Raw genomic sequence first — 14,958 nt, forward strand, 5'->3', positions numbered from 1 at the left:
GCATCGCGGCCCGCAAAACGGGTCAGCGGCCGGAGCCTGGCAGGCTCCGGCCGCTGACCGGGGATCACATCCGGACTACAGTCGCGCGCACTGGCCCGTGGCCGAGCCCTTGATCACGTTCGGCCGGCTGTCGTTCACCGGGGCCGGGGTGTTGCCCGAGCAGCCCAGCGACCCGCTGATGGTGTTCGCGGCGACCACCACCGGCTGGCTGCCGGTGTTGCTGTTGACGGTGACCGGACCGCTGACCGTGACCGTGTCGATCCGTACCCCACCGGTGCTGCCGGTGACCGACACCGGGCCGTTCACCTTGCCCTTGCTGATGCTCAGCCCGCCGGTCGCGCCGGACACCGTCACCGGGCCGGACACGGTGGCGCCGGAGAGGTCGAACAGCACCGGGCGGGTGGCGTACACCGGTCCGCTGATGGTGCCGCCGGTGACCACCAGCGAGGCACCCGGGTTGACCGTGACGGAGCCGGAGATCGTGGCGTTCTCCAGGCAGGTCAGGCCGGCGGTGACCACCAGCGCCTTGCTGTACTTGCCGGTGATCGTCGTGGTGCACTGCGGACCGGCCTGCCCGATCGCCGAGCGCGGCTGGGTGTCCGCGGTGACCGGCGAGTTGGCGGCGAAGTAGCTCACCAGCATGGTGAGGTCGTTGTCGCCGGTGGTGGCCCGGCTGGTGCCCTGGCCGAGGGTGGTGAAGTTGTCACCGCCGGCGGCGAGGAACGAGTTCACCGTGACCCGGTACGTGCCCGACGGGTCGAGCGGCGTGCCGTTGAGCTTGATCGAGGTGATCCGCGAGCCCTTGGGCGCGTCGGGGTTGTAGGTGTAGCTGAACCCCTTCGAGACACCCAGCCACAGCACCGGGCGGGACGCGCCGTCCGGCTGCCACTGCTCCTCCAGCACCTGCTTGATCTGGGCGCCGGTGTAGCTCTTGGTGACCACGTCGTTGGCGAACGGCTGGACGGCGAAGGCGTCGGCGTAGGTCACCGTGCCGTCGGTCCGGTACAGCAGGTCGGCCCGCAGGCCGCCCGGGTTCATGAACGCGATCTGCGCCCCGCCCCGGCCGGCGTCCTTGGTGCCGGCGAGCTGCACGTCGGCGATGAGGTTGCCCAGCGCCGACTCCTTGCCCCGGTCCTCGTTGCCGTTGGTGTAGGCCCGCTTGACGTCCGCGGTGATCGAACCGAGCTGCTGCTTGCCCAGCTCGGTGGCCTTGGCCTTGGCGGCGGCCACGATGTCGGCCACCGCCGCGTCCTGCGGCGCGCCGACCACGTCGACCAGCTGCGCGGCGGCGTCGGTCACCGAACCTGTGTTCGGGTCGAAGGTGAGCGTCACCTTGCCCAGTCGCTTGCCGTAGTCCTCGGCCTGCACCACCGGGCGCAGCTTGTCCGACCCCGGCACCGGGACCTTGAACGCGTACGGCTGGTGGGTGTGGCCGCTGAAGATCGCGTCGATGGTGGCGTTGACCCGGGTGAACTTGCCGAAGACCGGGTCGTTGGCCAGCGCGTCGGCGGAGTTGATGTTCTCCGTCGCCGCGCCCTCGTGCGCGAGCAGCACCACCACGTCGGCCTCGCCGTTGTCCGGGTTGCCGTCCTTGAGCTGCCCGGCGACCAGGTTGGCCTCGGCGACGGGGTCGCGGAAGGTCAGGCCGGCGATGCCGTCCGGGCTGACCAGCGACGCGGTCTGCTCGGTGACGACGCCGACGAAGCCGACCCGGACCCCACCCACGGTGCTGACCGAGTACGCCGGCAGCGCCCGGGTGTCGCCGCGGTAGACGTTGGCGCCGAGGTACGGGAAGTCGGCCCGATCGGACACCCGGCCGGTGAGGTCGGCGATGCCCTTGTCGAACTCGTGGTTACCGACCGCCGAGGCGGCCAGCCCGGCGGCGTTCAGCGCGTCGATCGTCGGGGTGTCCCCGTCGATCGCCGAGATAAACGTGGACGCGCCGATGTTGTCACCCGCGGAGACGAACGCCGTGTTCGGGTTCTGCGCCCGCAGCTGACCCACCAGGCCGGCGAGCTGAGCGGCGCCGCCGACCGGCTGACCACCGACGGTGGCCGGAGACTCCAGCCGGCCGTGGAAGTCGTTGATGCTCAGCAGCTGCAGGTTGACCGGCTTCGCGCTGGTGCTGATGCCCACCACGACCGGGTTGTGGTCGCTGGCCCGGTAGGGGTTCGCCTCGTAGAAGGCGGCCAGCCCGTCGTACTGGAAGGCGAACGACTCGACCGCGTTGATCTGCCACACGTCAACCCCGGTGACCCGCGACGCCAGCGACGGCGAGGCGAGGGCGTGGTCGAGCGAGCCGGACTCGCCACCGAAGACGTAGGTGGACTTGCCGGTGTCGTTCAGGTCCTTGTACTTGGCCTGGTAGAGGACCTGCATCGGGTCCTCCTGGGTGTAGGCGTTGAAGTCACCCAGCAGCAGCACGTCGTCGCTGCCGCTGTCGGCCTTGATCCGGTCCACGAAGGCGGTCAGCGCCGTGGCCTGCCGGACCCGGTCGCCGTTCCAGCTGCCCTGACCGTCACCGGAGTCGGCGTTGTCGCCGGTCCCGGTGCCGCTCTTGGACTTGAGGTGGTTGACGACCACGGTGAAGGAGATCTTCCCCGCGGTGAACGTCTGCGCGATCGGCTCGCGGGCGTTGAACCACACGCTCTCGTCGTTGACCGAGCGCGACGGCCCCTTCGGCTGGACCTTCGCCGGCTTGAAGATGATCGCCGTGGTGATGAAGTCCTGCTGGGTCGGGGCGGGCAGCTCGGCCGGGCTGCGGACGTAGTCCCAGGTGCCCGCGCCGTCCTTGGCGTTGAGCGCGTTGACCAGGCGCTTCAGCGCCTGCTGCGGGTCGCCTGCGTTGAACCGGACCGAGTTCTCGATCTCCTCGAGCCCCACCACGTCGGCACCCAGGGCGCTGATCGCCGCAACGATCTTCGCCTCCTGCTTGGCCAGCGCGGCCTCGTTCGCCGCGCCACGGGCGTCCCCGCCGAAGTGGACGAAGTAGTTGAGGACGTTGAAGCTGGCCACCCGCACGTCCCCGCCGACGTTCGCCGGGCCCGTGGTACGCGGGTTGGTGGCCTTGAAGGTGGTCCGGCCGACCGACGGAGTGTCCGAGCTGACCGGGGTGGTCGGCTGTAGCCGCCACTCGTTGAAGCCGTACGACAGCACCGACGGCCCGAACGCCTCGACCGAGTCGCCGACCCGCAGCGGGTTCTCCTTCGACAGGTACGGCGGCAGCTGCCCGGCGGTGGCCAGGTTGGTGGTCTTGCCGTCGTCGAGCAGGACCCGGCGGAGCTTGTTGTCGGCGATCACCTGCTTGGCGGCGTCCGAGCCCGGGCGGGCGACATCGGTCGCGTTCCGGGCCGGGCGGTCACCGGCGGCGAGCACGACCTCGCCGTACCGGTTGGTGTTGTACACCTCGGAGACGGTGTACTGGCCGACCGGCGCCACCAGCATCGACTCGACCGACTCGCGGGCGTCGTCGGCCAGCGGCAGGCTGACCGGCACCGGGGCCGGCAGGGTGGCGCCGTGCGCGCAGATCTGCACGTCGCTCTTGGCGGCGATGCTCAGCTGGGTGAGGCCGTTGAACTCGCTCGGGGTGCCGCTGACCCGCACCCGGTCGCCGATCGCGACCGACGGGTGGTTGGCGGTGTTGGTCGTCAGGTAGACGAAGATGCCGTCGGAGGCGGTGCCGGCGGCGACCGCACGGTCTCCGCCGCTGCCGGCGGTCTGGACGTACATGCCGTTGTAGCCACCGGTGCGGTGGTCGGCGGTCACCACGCCCTCGACGGTGACCCGGGTGCCCGCCAGCGGCGTGGCGGTGCCGGTGCCCTGGACCTCCGCGATGGTGCGGTCGACGGCGACGGTGCAGCCGATACCCGGGTCCGGGTCCGGGCCCGGGTCGGGGTCGCCGCCGCCGTTGCGGACACCGAAGGTGTTCGGCGCCTCGGCGTTCCAGGTTCCGTTGATCTTCTGCAGCGAGTGGCCGACGGGGGTGTTCGTGGTCTCCGCGACCCCGATGTCGGTCCCGGTCATCCCGTTGGCGGGGCCGCCGACCGCGGTGAACGTGCCCTCGTAGGTGAGGAACTCGGCCACCGTGCCGGTGGGGGAGACCAGCGCGACGCCGTCGGGGGAGCCGTTCTGGATGCCGTCGGTCGGGTAGTTGGCGACGACCACGCCGGCCGCCGGCACTGCCCCGCTCAGCGTGCGGGTGTTGTACGCCGCACTGTTCGCTCCGTTGTAGAGGACGATCTGCCAGCCGGTCAGGTCGAAGCCGGCCGGCGCCTCGATCTCGATGGCCTCGCCGGTGTCGGTACCGACGTTGTCGTAGTGGATTTCGCTGATGAAGGGGGTCGCCGCTTCGGCGGCGAGGACTGGAGCGCTGCTGGTCAGGGCCAGCGCACCGCTTGTGACGACTACGCCGAGCACACTGAGTGATCTGCGTTGGCTACGGAGCTTCAAAGCTGGGGCCTTCGATAGGGGGATGGACTGGTGCAACCTAACGGCAATCGGTGTCCGCGCAGGAGCCACCAGATGTACGGAGCACGTTAGCCTGTCGGCCGGAATGTCACGAAGATCGGACAAGAGTGTGCTAAGCGCCAAAGCGGGTGAACTGGGCGCCGGGCTGAGCCGGCCCCGCCCGGACGACGCAGGTCACGGCCTTCACCAGCCGCTGCGCCAGCGCTCGGGTCCGCCAGTTGCCCCGGCTGGAACCTCGATGCGCTGGTCGACTGCCTGTGCGGCGGGTGGGGTGCCGCACCGCCGCTCCGCCTGGTCTGGCACGACTCCGCAGTGGCGCGCGCGCCTGGTCGCCGGCTACGACCGGCGCAGCTGGGCACCGGCGGTCACCCTGGACGACCTTCTCGCGCTGTTGGCCGCCGGCGGCGTCGAGGTGGAGCTGCGCTGAGGGAGGACCTACGTCCGGTCGAGCCCGTCGTGAGCCTCGTCCAACCGGTACTCCCAGCCCTCCCGCCAGGCGAAATCGGCGTCGATCAGGTCCTCCAGCCGGACCCCGCCGATCCAGTGGTCGAGGCCCCACCGGGTGGCGACGTGCCCGATCACCAGGACCCGCCGGCCGGCCCACTGGAGGGGCAGGTCATCGAGGAAACGCCGAACCCGGTGTACGGCCTGCCGCCAGCTCTCGCCGCCGGGGTAGGGCTCGTCGAGGTACCGCCCACGGTGCTCGTGCAGCTCGGCGGCCGGCATGCCGTTGCGCTCCCCGTAGTCGCATTCCCGCAGGCGCCAGTCATGCAGCACCGGTATCGGGGTGCCCGAGAAGGCGATGGCGGCCGTCTCCGCAGCCCGATGCAGGTCCGAGGCGAAGACCGCGTCGATGCGGTCGTCCCGCCTGCGCCGGCCGAGTTCGGCCGCCAGTGCTCGTCCCTTGCCGGACAGCCGGCCGGGCAGCCAGCCCGTGGCAAGTCCCCGGTCGTTGTCCTCACTCCAGGAGTGCGTCTCGAAGACGATCTCGGTGGGCATGGGGCGAGGCTACCGGCGCGACGGGACCTGCGCGGGGCAGCCGCAACCGCGCGGAGCACTAACCTGCTGGGGTCCCGTCGTCCGTCCCACCGGAGGCCACCGTGACCGTGCCGACCCGCTCGCCCGGCTCCTTCGGTGGCCTGCAGTTGATTTCCGAAGAGGCTGTTGCGGAGACCTCGGTCCGGGTCGCGGTGGACGCCCTGGAGGCCGCGCTTCGCGCCGGGCTCGATCCGGAACGGGAGACACCCCGCTCGCGGGTGGCCACGCAGGCCGGCGAACTGCTGGTCATGCCCGCCACGCGAGGGGAGTACACCGGCTGCAAGCTGCTCACCAGCACCCCGGACAACGCTCGCCGGGGCCTGCCGCTGATCCAGGGCGCGTTCGTCCTCTTCGAGGGCCCGGGACAGCGGCCGGCGGCCCTCATCGACGGCACCGCGCTGACGAACCTGCGTACCCCCGCGGTGTCCGCGCTCGCGGTGCGGCACCTGCTGCCCGGGGCGCCTGGGGCCCCGCTGCGGCTGACGGTCTTCGGCACCGGTCCTCAGGCGCGTGCCCACGTCGAAGCGATGCTCGCGTTGTACGAGATCAGCGAGGTCGCGATCGTGGGCCGGGACGGCCCGCGGCGCGAACGGCTCGCGGCGCGGCTGGACGGCAGGGGGGTTCCGGTGCGGGCGTTCGATCCCGGCTCGTGCGCGGAGGCGGTGACGGGGGCGGACGTCATCTGCTGCTGTACCAGTGCGGCGGCGCCGCTTTTCGACGGCGCGCTGGTCAAGGGCGATGCCGTCGTCGTCGCGATCGGCTCGCACTCGCCGCACAGCCGGGAGGTGGACGACACGCTCGTCGCCCGCTCCCGGGTGGTCGTCGAGTCGCTCGCCAGCACCCGGCTCGAGGCGGGTGACATCGTCATACCGCTCTCCGCCGGCGTGGTCCGGGCGGAGGACCTGTATCCGCTGCGCGACGTGGTGACCGGCCGCGCGCGGCTGCCCGCCGGCGGGCAGCGGCTGTTCAAGGGGACCGGCATGCCGTGGCAGGACCTCGTCGTCGCCGTCGAGATCTACCGCACCCACCTCGCTGGGCGGTCCCCGATGCGGCCCGCCGACCCGGCCCCCGGCGTGGCCTAGGCGGATCGCCCGTCCGAACCAGGCGGGATCACCGGGCCCTGGTGATCCCGCCTGGTTCACGAGTTGGCCGCGCTGACCGCCTCCTAGGCTGGGACGACGGCGAGCCGGGGGCCGGCGGGCCGCGGCGTGCCGGCGAGGCTCAGCAGGGTCTGCCCGGTGGCGTCGTCCACCACGGCGACCCGTACCGCGTCCGGCTCCGGGTCCGCCAGTGGCACGGCGAACACCGCCGTCACCGGACGACCCTGGTAGAGCGCGGCGTGCCCGACGAAGCGCCAGTCGCCGTCGTCCCAGTGTTCCCGGACGTCGGAGCGGAGCAGCGGCGCTACCCGCCGGTAGGATTCGCTGAGCTGAAGCTGCTGCACGGTGGCGAGCAGCGGTACGCCGGAGCCGCCCCGCAGTGGGTGGGTGAGCTGGGCGCGCAGCCGGCGCAGCGGCAGCAGCCAGGCCGCGTCCAGCTCCGGCGAGAGCGCCACCACCGCCGCGAGTTCGGCGAGCAGCACGGCGGCGCCGGCCAGCGGCCGTGCGGCGAGCGCCGTCCACCAGCCGCCGGCGGCCAGCCCGGCGAGGGCGCCCGCCGCCACCAGGAGGCCGGCCCGGGCCAGGCTGCGGCCGGAGACGGGGGTCGATTGCGCGCTCAGGCAGCCGCAGGAGGAGGTCGGTGCCACGCGGCGGGCGTAGGTCAGGTAGGTGAGGAAGCCGACGGCCAGTCCGGTCGCGGCGATCGCCTCCAGCCGCAGCGCGGGTGGTAGTAGGAGCAGCGCGCCGAGGGTCAGTTCGATGCCGCCGAGCGCCCGGTACGCGGGCAGCGCCCGGCGTTGCCCGATCAGGCGGACGAGCGCCGACCGGTTGGCGATCGCGGCGGCGTGCCGGCTGAACAGCTTGATGCGCGCGGACCAGATCAGCACCGCACCGATGACCAGCGGTTGCAGCGCCGCGAGCACTTCGATCATGGGTTCCTCCATCGGGGTTGGCCGGCGGGCGGTGCCCGGGCGGTGCGCGGCGGCGCACCGCCCGGGGTTGCCGGTCAGGCGGCGGCGTAGACGGTGGCGATGTCGATCTCGTTGGTGTCCGGGTGCCAGGCGCCGAGCACCTGGACGTGCCGGCCGACCCGCAGCAGCGACATGTCGCTGATCGCGGGGGTGCCGTTGTAGACCGCGGCGGAGCGACCCGGCACGACGTGCCCCACGATCCGGTGGCCCTTGTGGTCGAGGTGCAGCATGTTGCGGCCGACCGACGCGATGTGTGCGTGCAGGTTGACGATGTTGACCCAGACGGAGTCCGCGGCGAGGGTGCCGTCGGGCAGGCGCAGGCCGCGGGCGTAGAGCCCGTCGCCGACGGCCATCTGGTCGAACGTGGTCGGGTGCAGTTTCCAGATGCTCGTGCCGTCGGTGATCCGGATCGAGTGCAGGACGGTGTCCGAGCCGGTTACCAGCAGCATGCTGCCGGAGATCTTGCTGATCCGGCCCTCCGCGAAGTTCGGATCCGGAGCGCCGGGCTCGACGGTCACGGCCTCGGCGGCGAAGGCTGCCTCGGGGGCGAGCGAGCCGAGGCCGGTGGCGCCGACCAGGCCACCGAGCGCGGCGGTGGCGAGCAGTCGGCGGCGGTCCAGGGTCTGCTTCATCGTGTTGCCCTCCCGTTCAGACCGTGTCGACCGAGCAGGGCCGCAGCCCGGTGGAGAGACTGGCGATCGCGCTGTACGCCGCGGGCGTCAGGTCGATGATCCGGTTGGTGCCGCAGGACGCGCCGCAGCAGCTGCGCTCGCCGCACCACAGGTCGGTCTGCGGGCCGCAGTCGGCGATCGTGGTGCCGACCCGCTTACCGCTGCACGGGTTGGTGGTGTAGTGCCGGAAGCCGCAGGTGCGGCGGGACATGCTGACGCCGCAGGCGTCCGGGCGGGTGATGGAGAAGCACGCGTCCGAGGCGTTGGGCCAGGCGTGCTGGTAGTTGCCGGATTTGCAGGTGCCGCAGGCGCCGCCGCCCGCGGTGCCGCAGGGACCCCAGGCGCTGCCGCAGCAGAACCACGACATCTCACCTACCAGAGCTGCCATGGAACCTCCTTCCCAAGTGGCCGATCGACAGCGATAGCTATCGATATTGATGGCGATTGTTGTGTTGAAAACCACCGAAGTCAACGGCCTAGGGGAAGATTTCCTACGGGCGCGGCAACGTCCTACCGCGGCTCCGGCTGGGAAAGCTGCTCGTGCTCGCTGCCGTCCCGCTGGCGAGGCGGTTGCTCATCACGCTGCCGGGGCGGACGGGGCGGCTGGCTCAGCACCGCGAGCCGCTCCGGGCTGCCCACCCGGACCGACTGCTCGGACGCCGCCAGCGCGGTCAGGCGCCGGCCAAGAACGGGCGCGCCGAGCAGGTCCAGCAGGCTGCGTACCGCCTGCCGCCGCGAAGGCATGAACCACAGGAAGAACCCGGCCCGCATCAACCAGCCCAGCCAGCCGGTGACCTGCACCCCGTACAGTTCGACGGCGCCCTTGCCGACGCCCAGGCTCGCCGCCTGCCCGAGCCCGCGGTAGGTGAACCGGCGCGGTGTCCGGCCGCGCAGCGTAGCCGCGATGTTCGCCCCGATCCATCCGCCGTGCTTGATCGCCCACAATGCGTTGGCCGGGCAGGGCTCCCCCTTGACCGGGTGCACCATGTGGGCATGGTCGCCACCGGACCAGACCCGCCCGCCGTCGCCGCGTACCCGCAGGTATTCGTCGGTGACCAGGCGGCCGTCGCGCGACTCCAGCGACTCCGTGCCCGGCACCGGGGCCACGGCCTGGCCCAACGTGGACACCACCAGGCGGCTGGCGAGCACCGACCCGTCATCGAGGTACGCGCCGTCCTCGTCGACCCGGGCCACCCGGGTGCCCAGGTGCACCCGCACGCCAGCCCGCACAAGCTGGCGGTGCGCGTAGCCGGTCAGCCGGCCGAACCGGGGACGCAGCTGCGGCAGCAGATCGGGACCGCCGTGCACGAGGTGCACCTGCGGCTCGACCTCGCGCAGCACCCGGTAGCGAGGGCGCAGACTGCGGAAGATCTCGGCGATCGTGGCCGACATCTCCACGCCGGTGAAGCCGCCCCCGACCACGACCACGCTGAGCAGGCCCCGCCGGGTCTGCTCGTCCGGGCTCGCGTCGGCCAGCTCCACCTGCGTCAGCAACCGCTCCCGCACGGCAGCGGACCCGCCCGGGTTCTTCAGCGACCAGCCGTGCTCGGCGAGCCCCGCCGCCCGAGCCAGGTCGTCGTGGCTGCCACAGCCGACGACCAGGTGGTCGTAACGCAGGGTCAGCGTCTCTCCCGCGGTGCCGGTCAGCGCCACGTCGACCTCGCGGCGGGCCAGGTCGACGTGCTGCGCGGTGCCCCGGACCAGCCGCGCCCGCGGGCAGGTCGTCCGCAGCGGGCTCCGTTCATGCCCCTCGGCGATGATGCCGCCGAGCACCTCGGCGGTGAAACCGTGGTACGAGTGATAGCCGAGCGGGTCCACGAAGACGATCTCCACCGCGCCCCGGCGCAACTGCCGGCCCAACCGCCGCCGCAGCGACTTGTACGCCCACACCGACGTGTAACCGGCGCCGAGCAGGACGATCCGGACCGGCTCAGCCGGCTGCGGTGCGGCGCCCGGCGCGGAGCGGGCGGGCGCCGCCCGGTGCCGCCCCGGCTGCCGGCGGCGCTGGACGTTGTCCAGGTACCAGCGGGCGTAGGCGGTGACCTCGTCGTCGGGGAACGGCATCGTCCCCGCGTCGGGCCGGCCCAGCGCCCGGTCGCTGTTGACCCGGTCGAAGAGCTTCTCGCCGACCAGGTACGAGCGGTAGAACTCGATGCCGCTGGCGAACGCCCGGTCCGTGTCGTCGAGCTCGGACTGGTCGGTGACGTACTCCGGCTCGGGCAGCCCAGCCAGCGCGAAGATCCGCCGCAGCACCTCGCCGGCGGCCGGCGGGGTCGAGTTGGTGAGGTGGAAGATCCGTTCCGGACTGCCCGAGGCGGCGATGCCGATCATCTGCTCGACCAACGCGTCGACGGGAATGAAGTTCAGCGGCGTGCCCGGGTCCACCAGCATCCGCACGGGCCGGCGCAGGCGCTGCGGCGCGCGCGTCGACAGACTCTGCGCGAACACGGCGAGCCGGCGCTGGAAGCCGTACATCCCGGTGTAGCTGCCGACGACCGCTCGCGTGCCACGGTGGCCGACCACGATGCTGGGCCGCAGGATGCGGGTCGCGGTGCCGGCGTGGCCGTGGACCAGTGCCTCGGCGGTGGCCTTGCTGCGCTCGTACGCGTTGTTGTTGCCGTCGGGCGCGATGAGGCGCTCGGTGATCACCCCGTCGCGGGTGCCCGCGACGTAGGCCGTGCTGACGTAGTTGAACGAGGCGGCGCCGAGCCGGTCGGCGAGGGCGAGCGCATGCCGGGTGCCGTCGACATTGGTGGCGAAGATCTCCGCCGCGGCGGACTCCTCGTAGCGCAGCGAGGCGGCACTGTGCCAGAAGTCCGTGATCGGGCCGCGGACCGGCTCGACCAGGCCGCAGTCCGGCCGGGTGATGTCGCCGGCGACGGTACGCACCCGGCCGTCGAGGTCGACGCGCTGGCCGTAGGCGTGCGCCGCCGCGGTCAACAGGCTGCGCAGCCGCACGTCCGGGTCCTGTGCACCGGGCCGCACCAGGCACGCCACGTCGTCGTCGGTACGCCGCAGCAACTCCAGGACGAGCGCCAGCCCGACGAACCCGGTGGCGCCGGTGACGATATGTGTTCTGTTCAAGATGAATCCCCCCACCCACCGCAACAGTCTGTGATTACCGGCGAAGCTAGGTGCGGCTGCGGGGCGAGTCGCGCTCTTGTCGGACAGCTGCCAGTCGTCCTGGCCGAACGGCTCGCCCGCGGTCTCCCCGAACGGGCTCGGCGGTTCGACCGAGCCGGGCCGGACGCTGGCCCCAACGGGTGAGCTGACCACCGGGCGGGCGGGGTCCGAGTTGACCAGAGGCGTAGACAGGCGTCGATAGAGTGGCTAGCCTCCCTCCCACCCCTTGGTGAAGGAGGACCCATGCCCCATCTCCGGATCGCGCTCGGTGTCGCCGCCGCGTCACTGCTCGGCGCGACCTTGCTCACCACCAGTCCCACCGCCGCCCAGGCGGCCCCGTCGACCGACGTGACCACCGCCGTCACCGCGAAGCTGCTCCAGCAGGCCAGCCTGAAGACGGAGCCGGCGCTGCGTGCCGCCGACGCGTCCGACACCCGGGTGCACATCACCCGCCGAGCCGGCCAGCACTGGGCCTTCGGCACCGCCGTCGTCGTCGCGCCGCAGCAGGAGGACGCCTACCCGGCCGGCTGGCTGTTCGTGGCTCGGGCACAGGACCGCGGCTGGCAGATCGCGTTCGACGGCGAACCGGCCTTCGCCGACCTGGCCGCGGCGGCACCCGCGGCGGTGGTCTCCGACCGCGAGAAGCAGGTGTTCACCGCGGTGACGCCGATGTACGCCGGTGGCGACTACCGCACCGGCATGCGACTGCCGTACGGAATCGGCCAGTCCTGGTATCTCACCGGCGGACCCCACGGCTGGGGCGGCAGCGAGAGCCCGTGGAGCGCGATCGACCTGGCCGGCGGCGACCAGCGGGTGCTGGCGGCCCGCGGCGGCACCGCGTACACCATGTGCCGGGGCTGGATCCGGGTGATCCACGACCGCGGCTACGCCACCGACTACTACCACCTTTGGAACAGCATTAACGTCAACGGCGCGGGTGTCGGCGAGGGGGCCTACCTCGGGGACACCGGCACGGACGTGACCTGCGGCGGCGCCGCGAGCGGCCGGCACGTGCACTTCGCGCTGCGGCAGAACAACGCGTACGTGCCGATGCACGGCCACAACCTCGGCAAGTGGGTGATCATTCCGGGCGGCGCCACCTACCAGGGGTACGCGCTGCACGGCTCGGCCCAGGTGAACGTGGGCGGGGCGCTCTACAACTACGGCGCGCTCGGCTTCACCCAGGGTGTGGTGGACGCCAACGGAGGCGGCTCGGTCAACCGGCGCACCGGTCCCGGCACCGGCTACGGGATCGCCGGATCCGTCGCCGACGGTGCGACCGTGAGCATCGCCTGCTCGGCGAACGGCACCACACACAGCGGCCGATGGGGCACCACGGCACTGTGGAACAGGCTCACCGACGGCACCTGGGTGTCCGACGCCTACCTCTGGACCGGTAGCAGCGGCGCCGTCAACGGGTACTGCTGACCGTCGCTCCGCAGCCGCCGGCCGTCGCCTGGGCGACCGTGCCGGCTTCGCGAGAGGTCGGACCGGCGCAGGCGCGAGCCGACCCGACGGTGTGGGGCACCCCGCCCGCACCGTCGGGTCGCCGGCGCAGGGCGCCCTGGCCTGGCTGTGGGGAGTGGGCGCGCAGCCCGCGCACGTAGGAGGCAGTTACCGAACTCTTCACAACGCAATAGGGCCGAGAATCCTCCATCTCTCACGCAGCACGCGTATCCCACGCAAATGTCCGCGGCCGGGCGCTCGTCCGGGATCGACGCCGGCTCGATGCTGGCGGCAGCGCGGCTGAACCATCCCGGCGCGCGATGCGGGCGGGGCGTCGGCGATGCTGTGGGCGTGGAGTACGTGTCCAGAGTGCCGCGACCGCCGCTGGACGGGCTGATCGACGACCTTTACTACCTGGAGGGTGCGCCGCCGTACGCCCGGCTGACGCTGCCGCCGATGCCGGCGGCGTTGCTCATCGTCAACCTCGGGGCGCCGTTCCGCATTCGCGCCGGCACCGACATCGAGACGGCCGAGTACGCCGACGGCTGCGTGGTCACCATGCCCACCCGCGCGTTGGAGTTCGGCTACCCACTCCGGACCCGGTCCGTCGGCGTGCACTTCAAGCCGTGGGGGCTGGCGCCGTTCCTGCCGATGCCCGCGGCCGAGCTGTGTGACCGGCCGGTGACGGTGGAGCAGGTTTGGGGCCGGCCCGCCATTGCTGAGCTGCGAGACCGGCTGGCCACGGCGGACGGACCGTACGAGATGCTGACGCTGCTCGAGGAGGAGCTAATGCGACGGCTGGGCGAGACCGCCGGCCTGGGGCTGGTCCGCCATACGAGCAGCGTCATCGCGGCGACCAGCGGGTCGGTGGCGATCGGCGACCTGAGGGTGGCAGCCGGGGTCAGCAGCACTCATCTGGCACAGCGGTTCAAGGAGCTCATCGGCGTCACGCCGAAGCGGCTGGCCCGCACCCACCGCTTCGCCGCCACCGTGTTCGCGATCAACCCCGCCGGGCCGATCGACTGGGGCGAACTCGCCGGTGGCGCAGGCTACTTCGACCAGGCCCACTTCGGCCACGAGTTCCGGGCGTTCACCGGGCTCACGCCGACCCGGTACGTCGAAGTCCGGCGGCGGTTCCTGCGCGAACATCCCGGCCACGTGCTGGACAGCTGGCCGCTGCCGGCCGATTGATTTCTTACAAGAGCGACAGCTCACGACACGCTAATTTGGGGGCACGCCAAAGCAGAGGAGAGCCCCGTGGGCAAGGTGGTCATGTACAGCTCGGTGTCGGTGGACGGCTTCGTCGCGGACGAGAATGACCAGCCCGGACCGCTGTTCGACTGGTTGTCCAGCGGTGACGTCCCGTTGGACGAGAGCGGCGAGGTGAAGGTGTCGCAGACGTCCTACGAATACACCCGGCCGTACTGGGACCAGATCGGAGTCACGATCGTCGGCCGCCACGTCTTCGACATGACGGACGGCTGGGACGGGAAGCCTCCGGGCGGGATCGACCACGTGGTCGTCGTGACGCACCGGCCGGAGCCCGAGGGCTGGGACCCCGAGGCGCCGTTTCACTTCGTCGACGGCGTCGAGGCAGCCGTGGCCAAGGCGCAGGACCTTGCGGGTGACCGCATGGTCGAGGTCGCCGCTGGCGACGTCGGTGGCCAGGTGCTTGCCGCGGGCCTGGTCGACGAGGTGCGCATGGACGTCGTACCCGTCGTGTTCGGGTCCGGCAAGCGCTACTTCGGGTCGGTCGTCGCGCAGCACCTTTTGGAGGATCCTGACGTGGTGATTCAGGGCAACCGGGTGCTTCACCTGCGCTATCGGGTGCGCCGTTGACCGATCTGAGCGGTTACGCGAAGAATCAGCTTGACCATCAGCTCGCGGCCCGCGGCTGGGTCCGGGGTGCCGGTAGGCGGCGATCATCCGCTGGGTAGATGCCCCAGGTGGCCTCGACCTCGACGTGCTCATCGATGGCGAACAGGGCCGTGAGTCGGGCGGCCTGCTTGTCGGTGAGCGGGTCGGCACCGGTGTGCAGGGTTCGCCGGGCACGGTAGAGCGGGTCGTTCTTACGGCCGCGGCGGCCGCGGGTGGTCTGCTGCGACTACACCCTCAACTGTGAAGAGCCCAGTTACCTTCCTG

Annotated in this window: 11 protein-coding genes and 1 pseudogene; 5 read left to right on the forward strand and 7 right to left on the reverse strand. The window is 71.7% G+C overall.

All coding sequences use genetic code 11. The features are described from left to right. Nucleotides 1-75 precede the first annotated feature (75 nt). A complete protein-coding gene (locus ACGF4F_RS02250) occupies nt 76-4,416 on the reverse strand; it encodes an ExeM/NucH family extracellular endonuclease (protein ID WP_357435430.1) in 4,341 nt (1,446 codons plus the stop codon). Between the two features lie 289 nt (nt 4,417-4,705). Here ACGF4F_RS02250 and ACGF4F_RS02255 point away from each other — a divergent pair, with 289 nt between their 5' ends. Continuing rightward, on the forward strand, nt 4,706-4,894 hold the full coding sequence (locus ACGF4F_RS02255) for a hypothetical protein (RefSeq protein ID WP_357435429.1): 189 nt from the start codon (nt 4,706-4,708) through the stop codon (nt 4,892-4,894). Between the two features lie 8 nt (nt 4,895-4,902). Here ACGF4F_RS02255 and ACGF4F_RS02260 read toward each other — a convergent pair whose 3' ends face one another. After that, complete coding sequence (locus ACGF4F_RS02260; protein ID WP_357435427.1) at nt 4,903-5,466, reverse strand: histidine phosphatase family protein; 564 nt, start codon at nt 5,464-5,466, stop codon at nt 4,903-4,905. Between the two features lie 101 nt (nt 5,467-5,567). Between ACGF4F_RS02260 and ACGF4F_RS02265 the strand changes: the two genes are divergently transcribed. Further along, nucleotides 5,568-6,587: an ornithine cyclodeaminase family protein gene (locus ACGF4F_RS02265; protein WP_357435426.1), complete on the forward strand. Its 1,020-nt coding sequence runs from the start codon at nt 5,568-5,570 to the stop codon at nt 6,585-6,587. An 83-nt stretch (nt 6,588-6,670) separates the two neighbouring features. On the opposite strand, the gene ACGF4F_RS02270 is transcribed toward ACGF4F_RS02265, so the two are convergent. From ACGF4F_RS02270 to ACGF4F_RS02285, 4 genes are all read right to left on the reverse strand, one after another. Then, a complete protein-coding gene (locus ACGF4F_RS02270) occupies nt 6,671-7,537 on the reverse strand; it encodes a MauE/DoxX family redox-associated membrane protein (RefSeq protein ID WP_357435424.1) in 867 nt (288 codons plus the stop codon). Nucleotides 7,538-7,611: 74 nt separating this feature from the next. Further along, entirely contained in the window at nt 7,612-8,208 is a 597-nt protein-coding gene (locus ACGF4F_RS02275) for a cell wall protein (RefSeq protein WP_357435423.1), read from the reverse strand. A gap of 16 nt (nt 8,209-8,224) precedes the next feature. Beyond that, nucleotides 8,225-8,635, reverse strand: a complete 411-nt coding sequence (locus tag ACGF4F_RS02280; RefSeq protein ID WP_357435421.1) for a hypothetical protein — start codon at nt 8,633-8,635, stop codon at nt 8,225-8,227. 122 nt (nt 8,636-8,757) lie between these two features. Next, nucleotides 8,758-11,331 carry an SDR family oxidoreductase gene (locus ACGF4F_RS02285; protein WP_393074021.1) on the reverse strand — a complete coding sequence of 858 codons (2,574 nt, stop codon included), beginning with the start codon at nt 11,329-11,331 and terminating at the stop codon, nt 8,758-8,760. Nucleotides 11,332-11,613: 282 nt separating this feature from the next. Here ACGF4F_RS02285 and ACGF4F_RS02290 point away from each other — a divergent pair, with 282 nt between their 5' ends. From ACGF4F_RS02290 to ACGF4F_RS02300, 3 genes are all read left to right on the forward strand, one after another. Continuing rightward, a complete protein-coding gene (locus ACGF4F_RS02290; RefSeq protein WP_393074024.1) occupies nt 11,614-12,798 on the forward strand; it encodes a peptidase M23 in 1,185 nt (394 codons plus the stop codon). A 369-nt stretch (nt 12,799-13,167) separates the two neighbouring features. Continuing rightward, nucleotides 13,168-14,007, forward strand: a complete 840-nt coding sequence (locus tag ACGF4F_RS02295) for a helix-turn-helix domain-containing protein (RefSeq protein WP_393074027.1) — start codon at nt 13,168-13,170, stop codon at nt 14,005-14,007. A gap of 66 nt (nt 14,008-14,073) precedes the next feature. Further along, nucleotides 14,074-14,655, forward strand: coding sequence for a dihydrofolate reductase family protein (locus tag ACGF4F_RS02300; RefSeq protein WP_357435415.1), 582 nt, complete (start codon nt 14,074-14,076; stop codon nt 14,653-14,655). A gap of 65 nt (nt 14,656-14,720) precedes the next feature. Here ACGF4F_RS02300 and ACGF4F_RS02305 read toward each other — a convergent pair. After that, nucleotides 14,721-14,917, reverse strand: a pseudogene (locus ACGF4F_RS02305) (ISL3 family transposase); the annotation flags it as partial. Nucleotides 14,918-14,958 lie beyond the last annotated feature (41 nt).

It is taken from the genome of Micromonospora sp. NPDC047740 (assembly GCF_043204735.1).
In the GTDB taxonomy this organism is placed as follows: domain Bacteria; phylum Actinomycetota; class Actinomycetes; order Mycobacteriales; family Micromonosporaceae; genus Micromonospora.

What these genes read in the sequence shown, in the direction of transcription:
- ACGF4F_RS02255 (WP_357435429.1), top strand. Translation starts at nt 4,706, where the DNA reads ATGCGCTGGTCGACTGCCTGTGCGGCGGGTGGGGTGCCGCACCGCCGC.
- ACGF4F_RS02260 (WP_357435427.1), bottom strand. Translation starts at nt 5,466, where the DNA reads ATGCCCACCGAGATCGTCTTCGAGACGCACTCCTGGAGTGAGGACAAC.
- ACGF4F_RS02270 (WP_357435424.1), bottom strand. Translation starts at nt 7,537, where the DNA reads ATGATCGAAGTGCTCGCGGCGCTGCAACCGCTGGTCATCGGTGCGGTG.
- ACGF4F_RS02275 (WP_357435423.1), bottom strand. Translation starts at nt 8,208, where the DNA reads ATGAAGCAGACCCTGGACCGCCGCCGACTGCTCGCCACCGCCGCGCTC.
- ACGF4F_RS02280 (WP_357435421.1), bottom strand. Translation starts at nt 8,635, where the DNA reads ATGGCAGCTCTGGTAGGTGAGATGTCGTGGTTCTGCTGCGGCAGCGCC.
- ACGF4F_RS02290 (WP_393074024.1), top strand. Translation starts at nt 11,614, where the DNA reads ATGCCCCATCTCCGGATCGCGCTCGGTGTCGCCGCCGCGTCACTGCTC.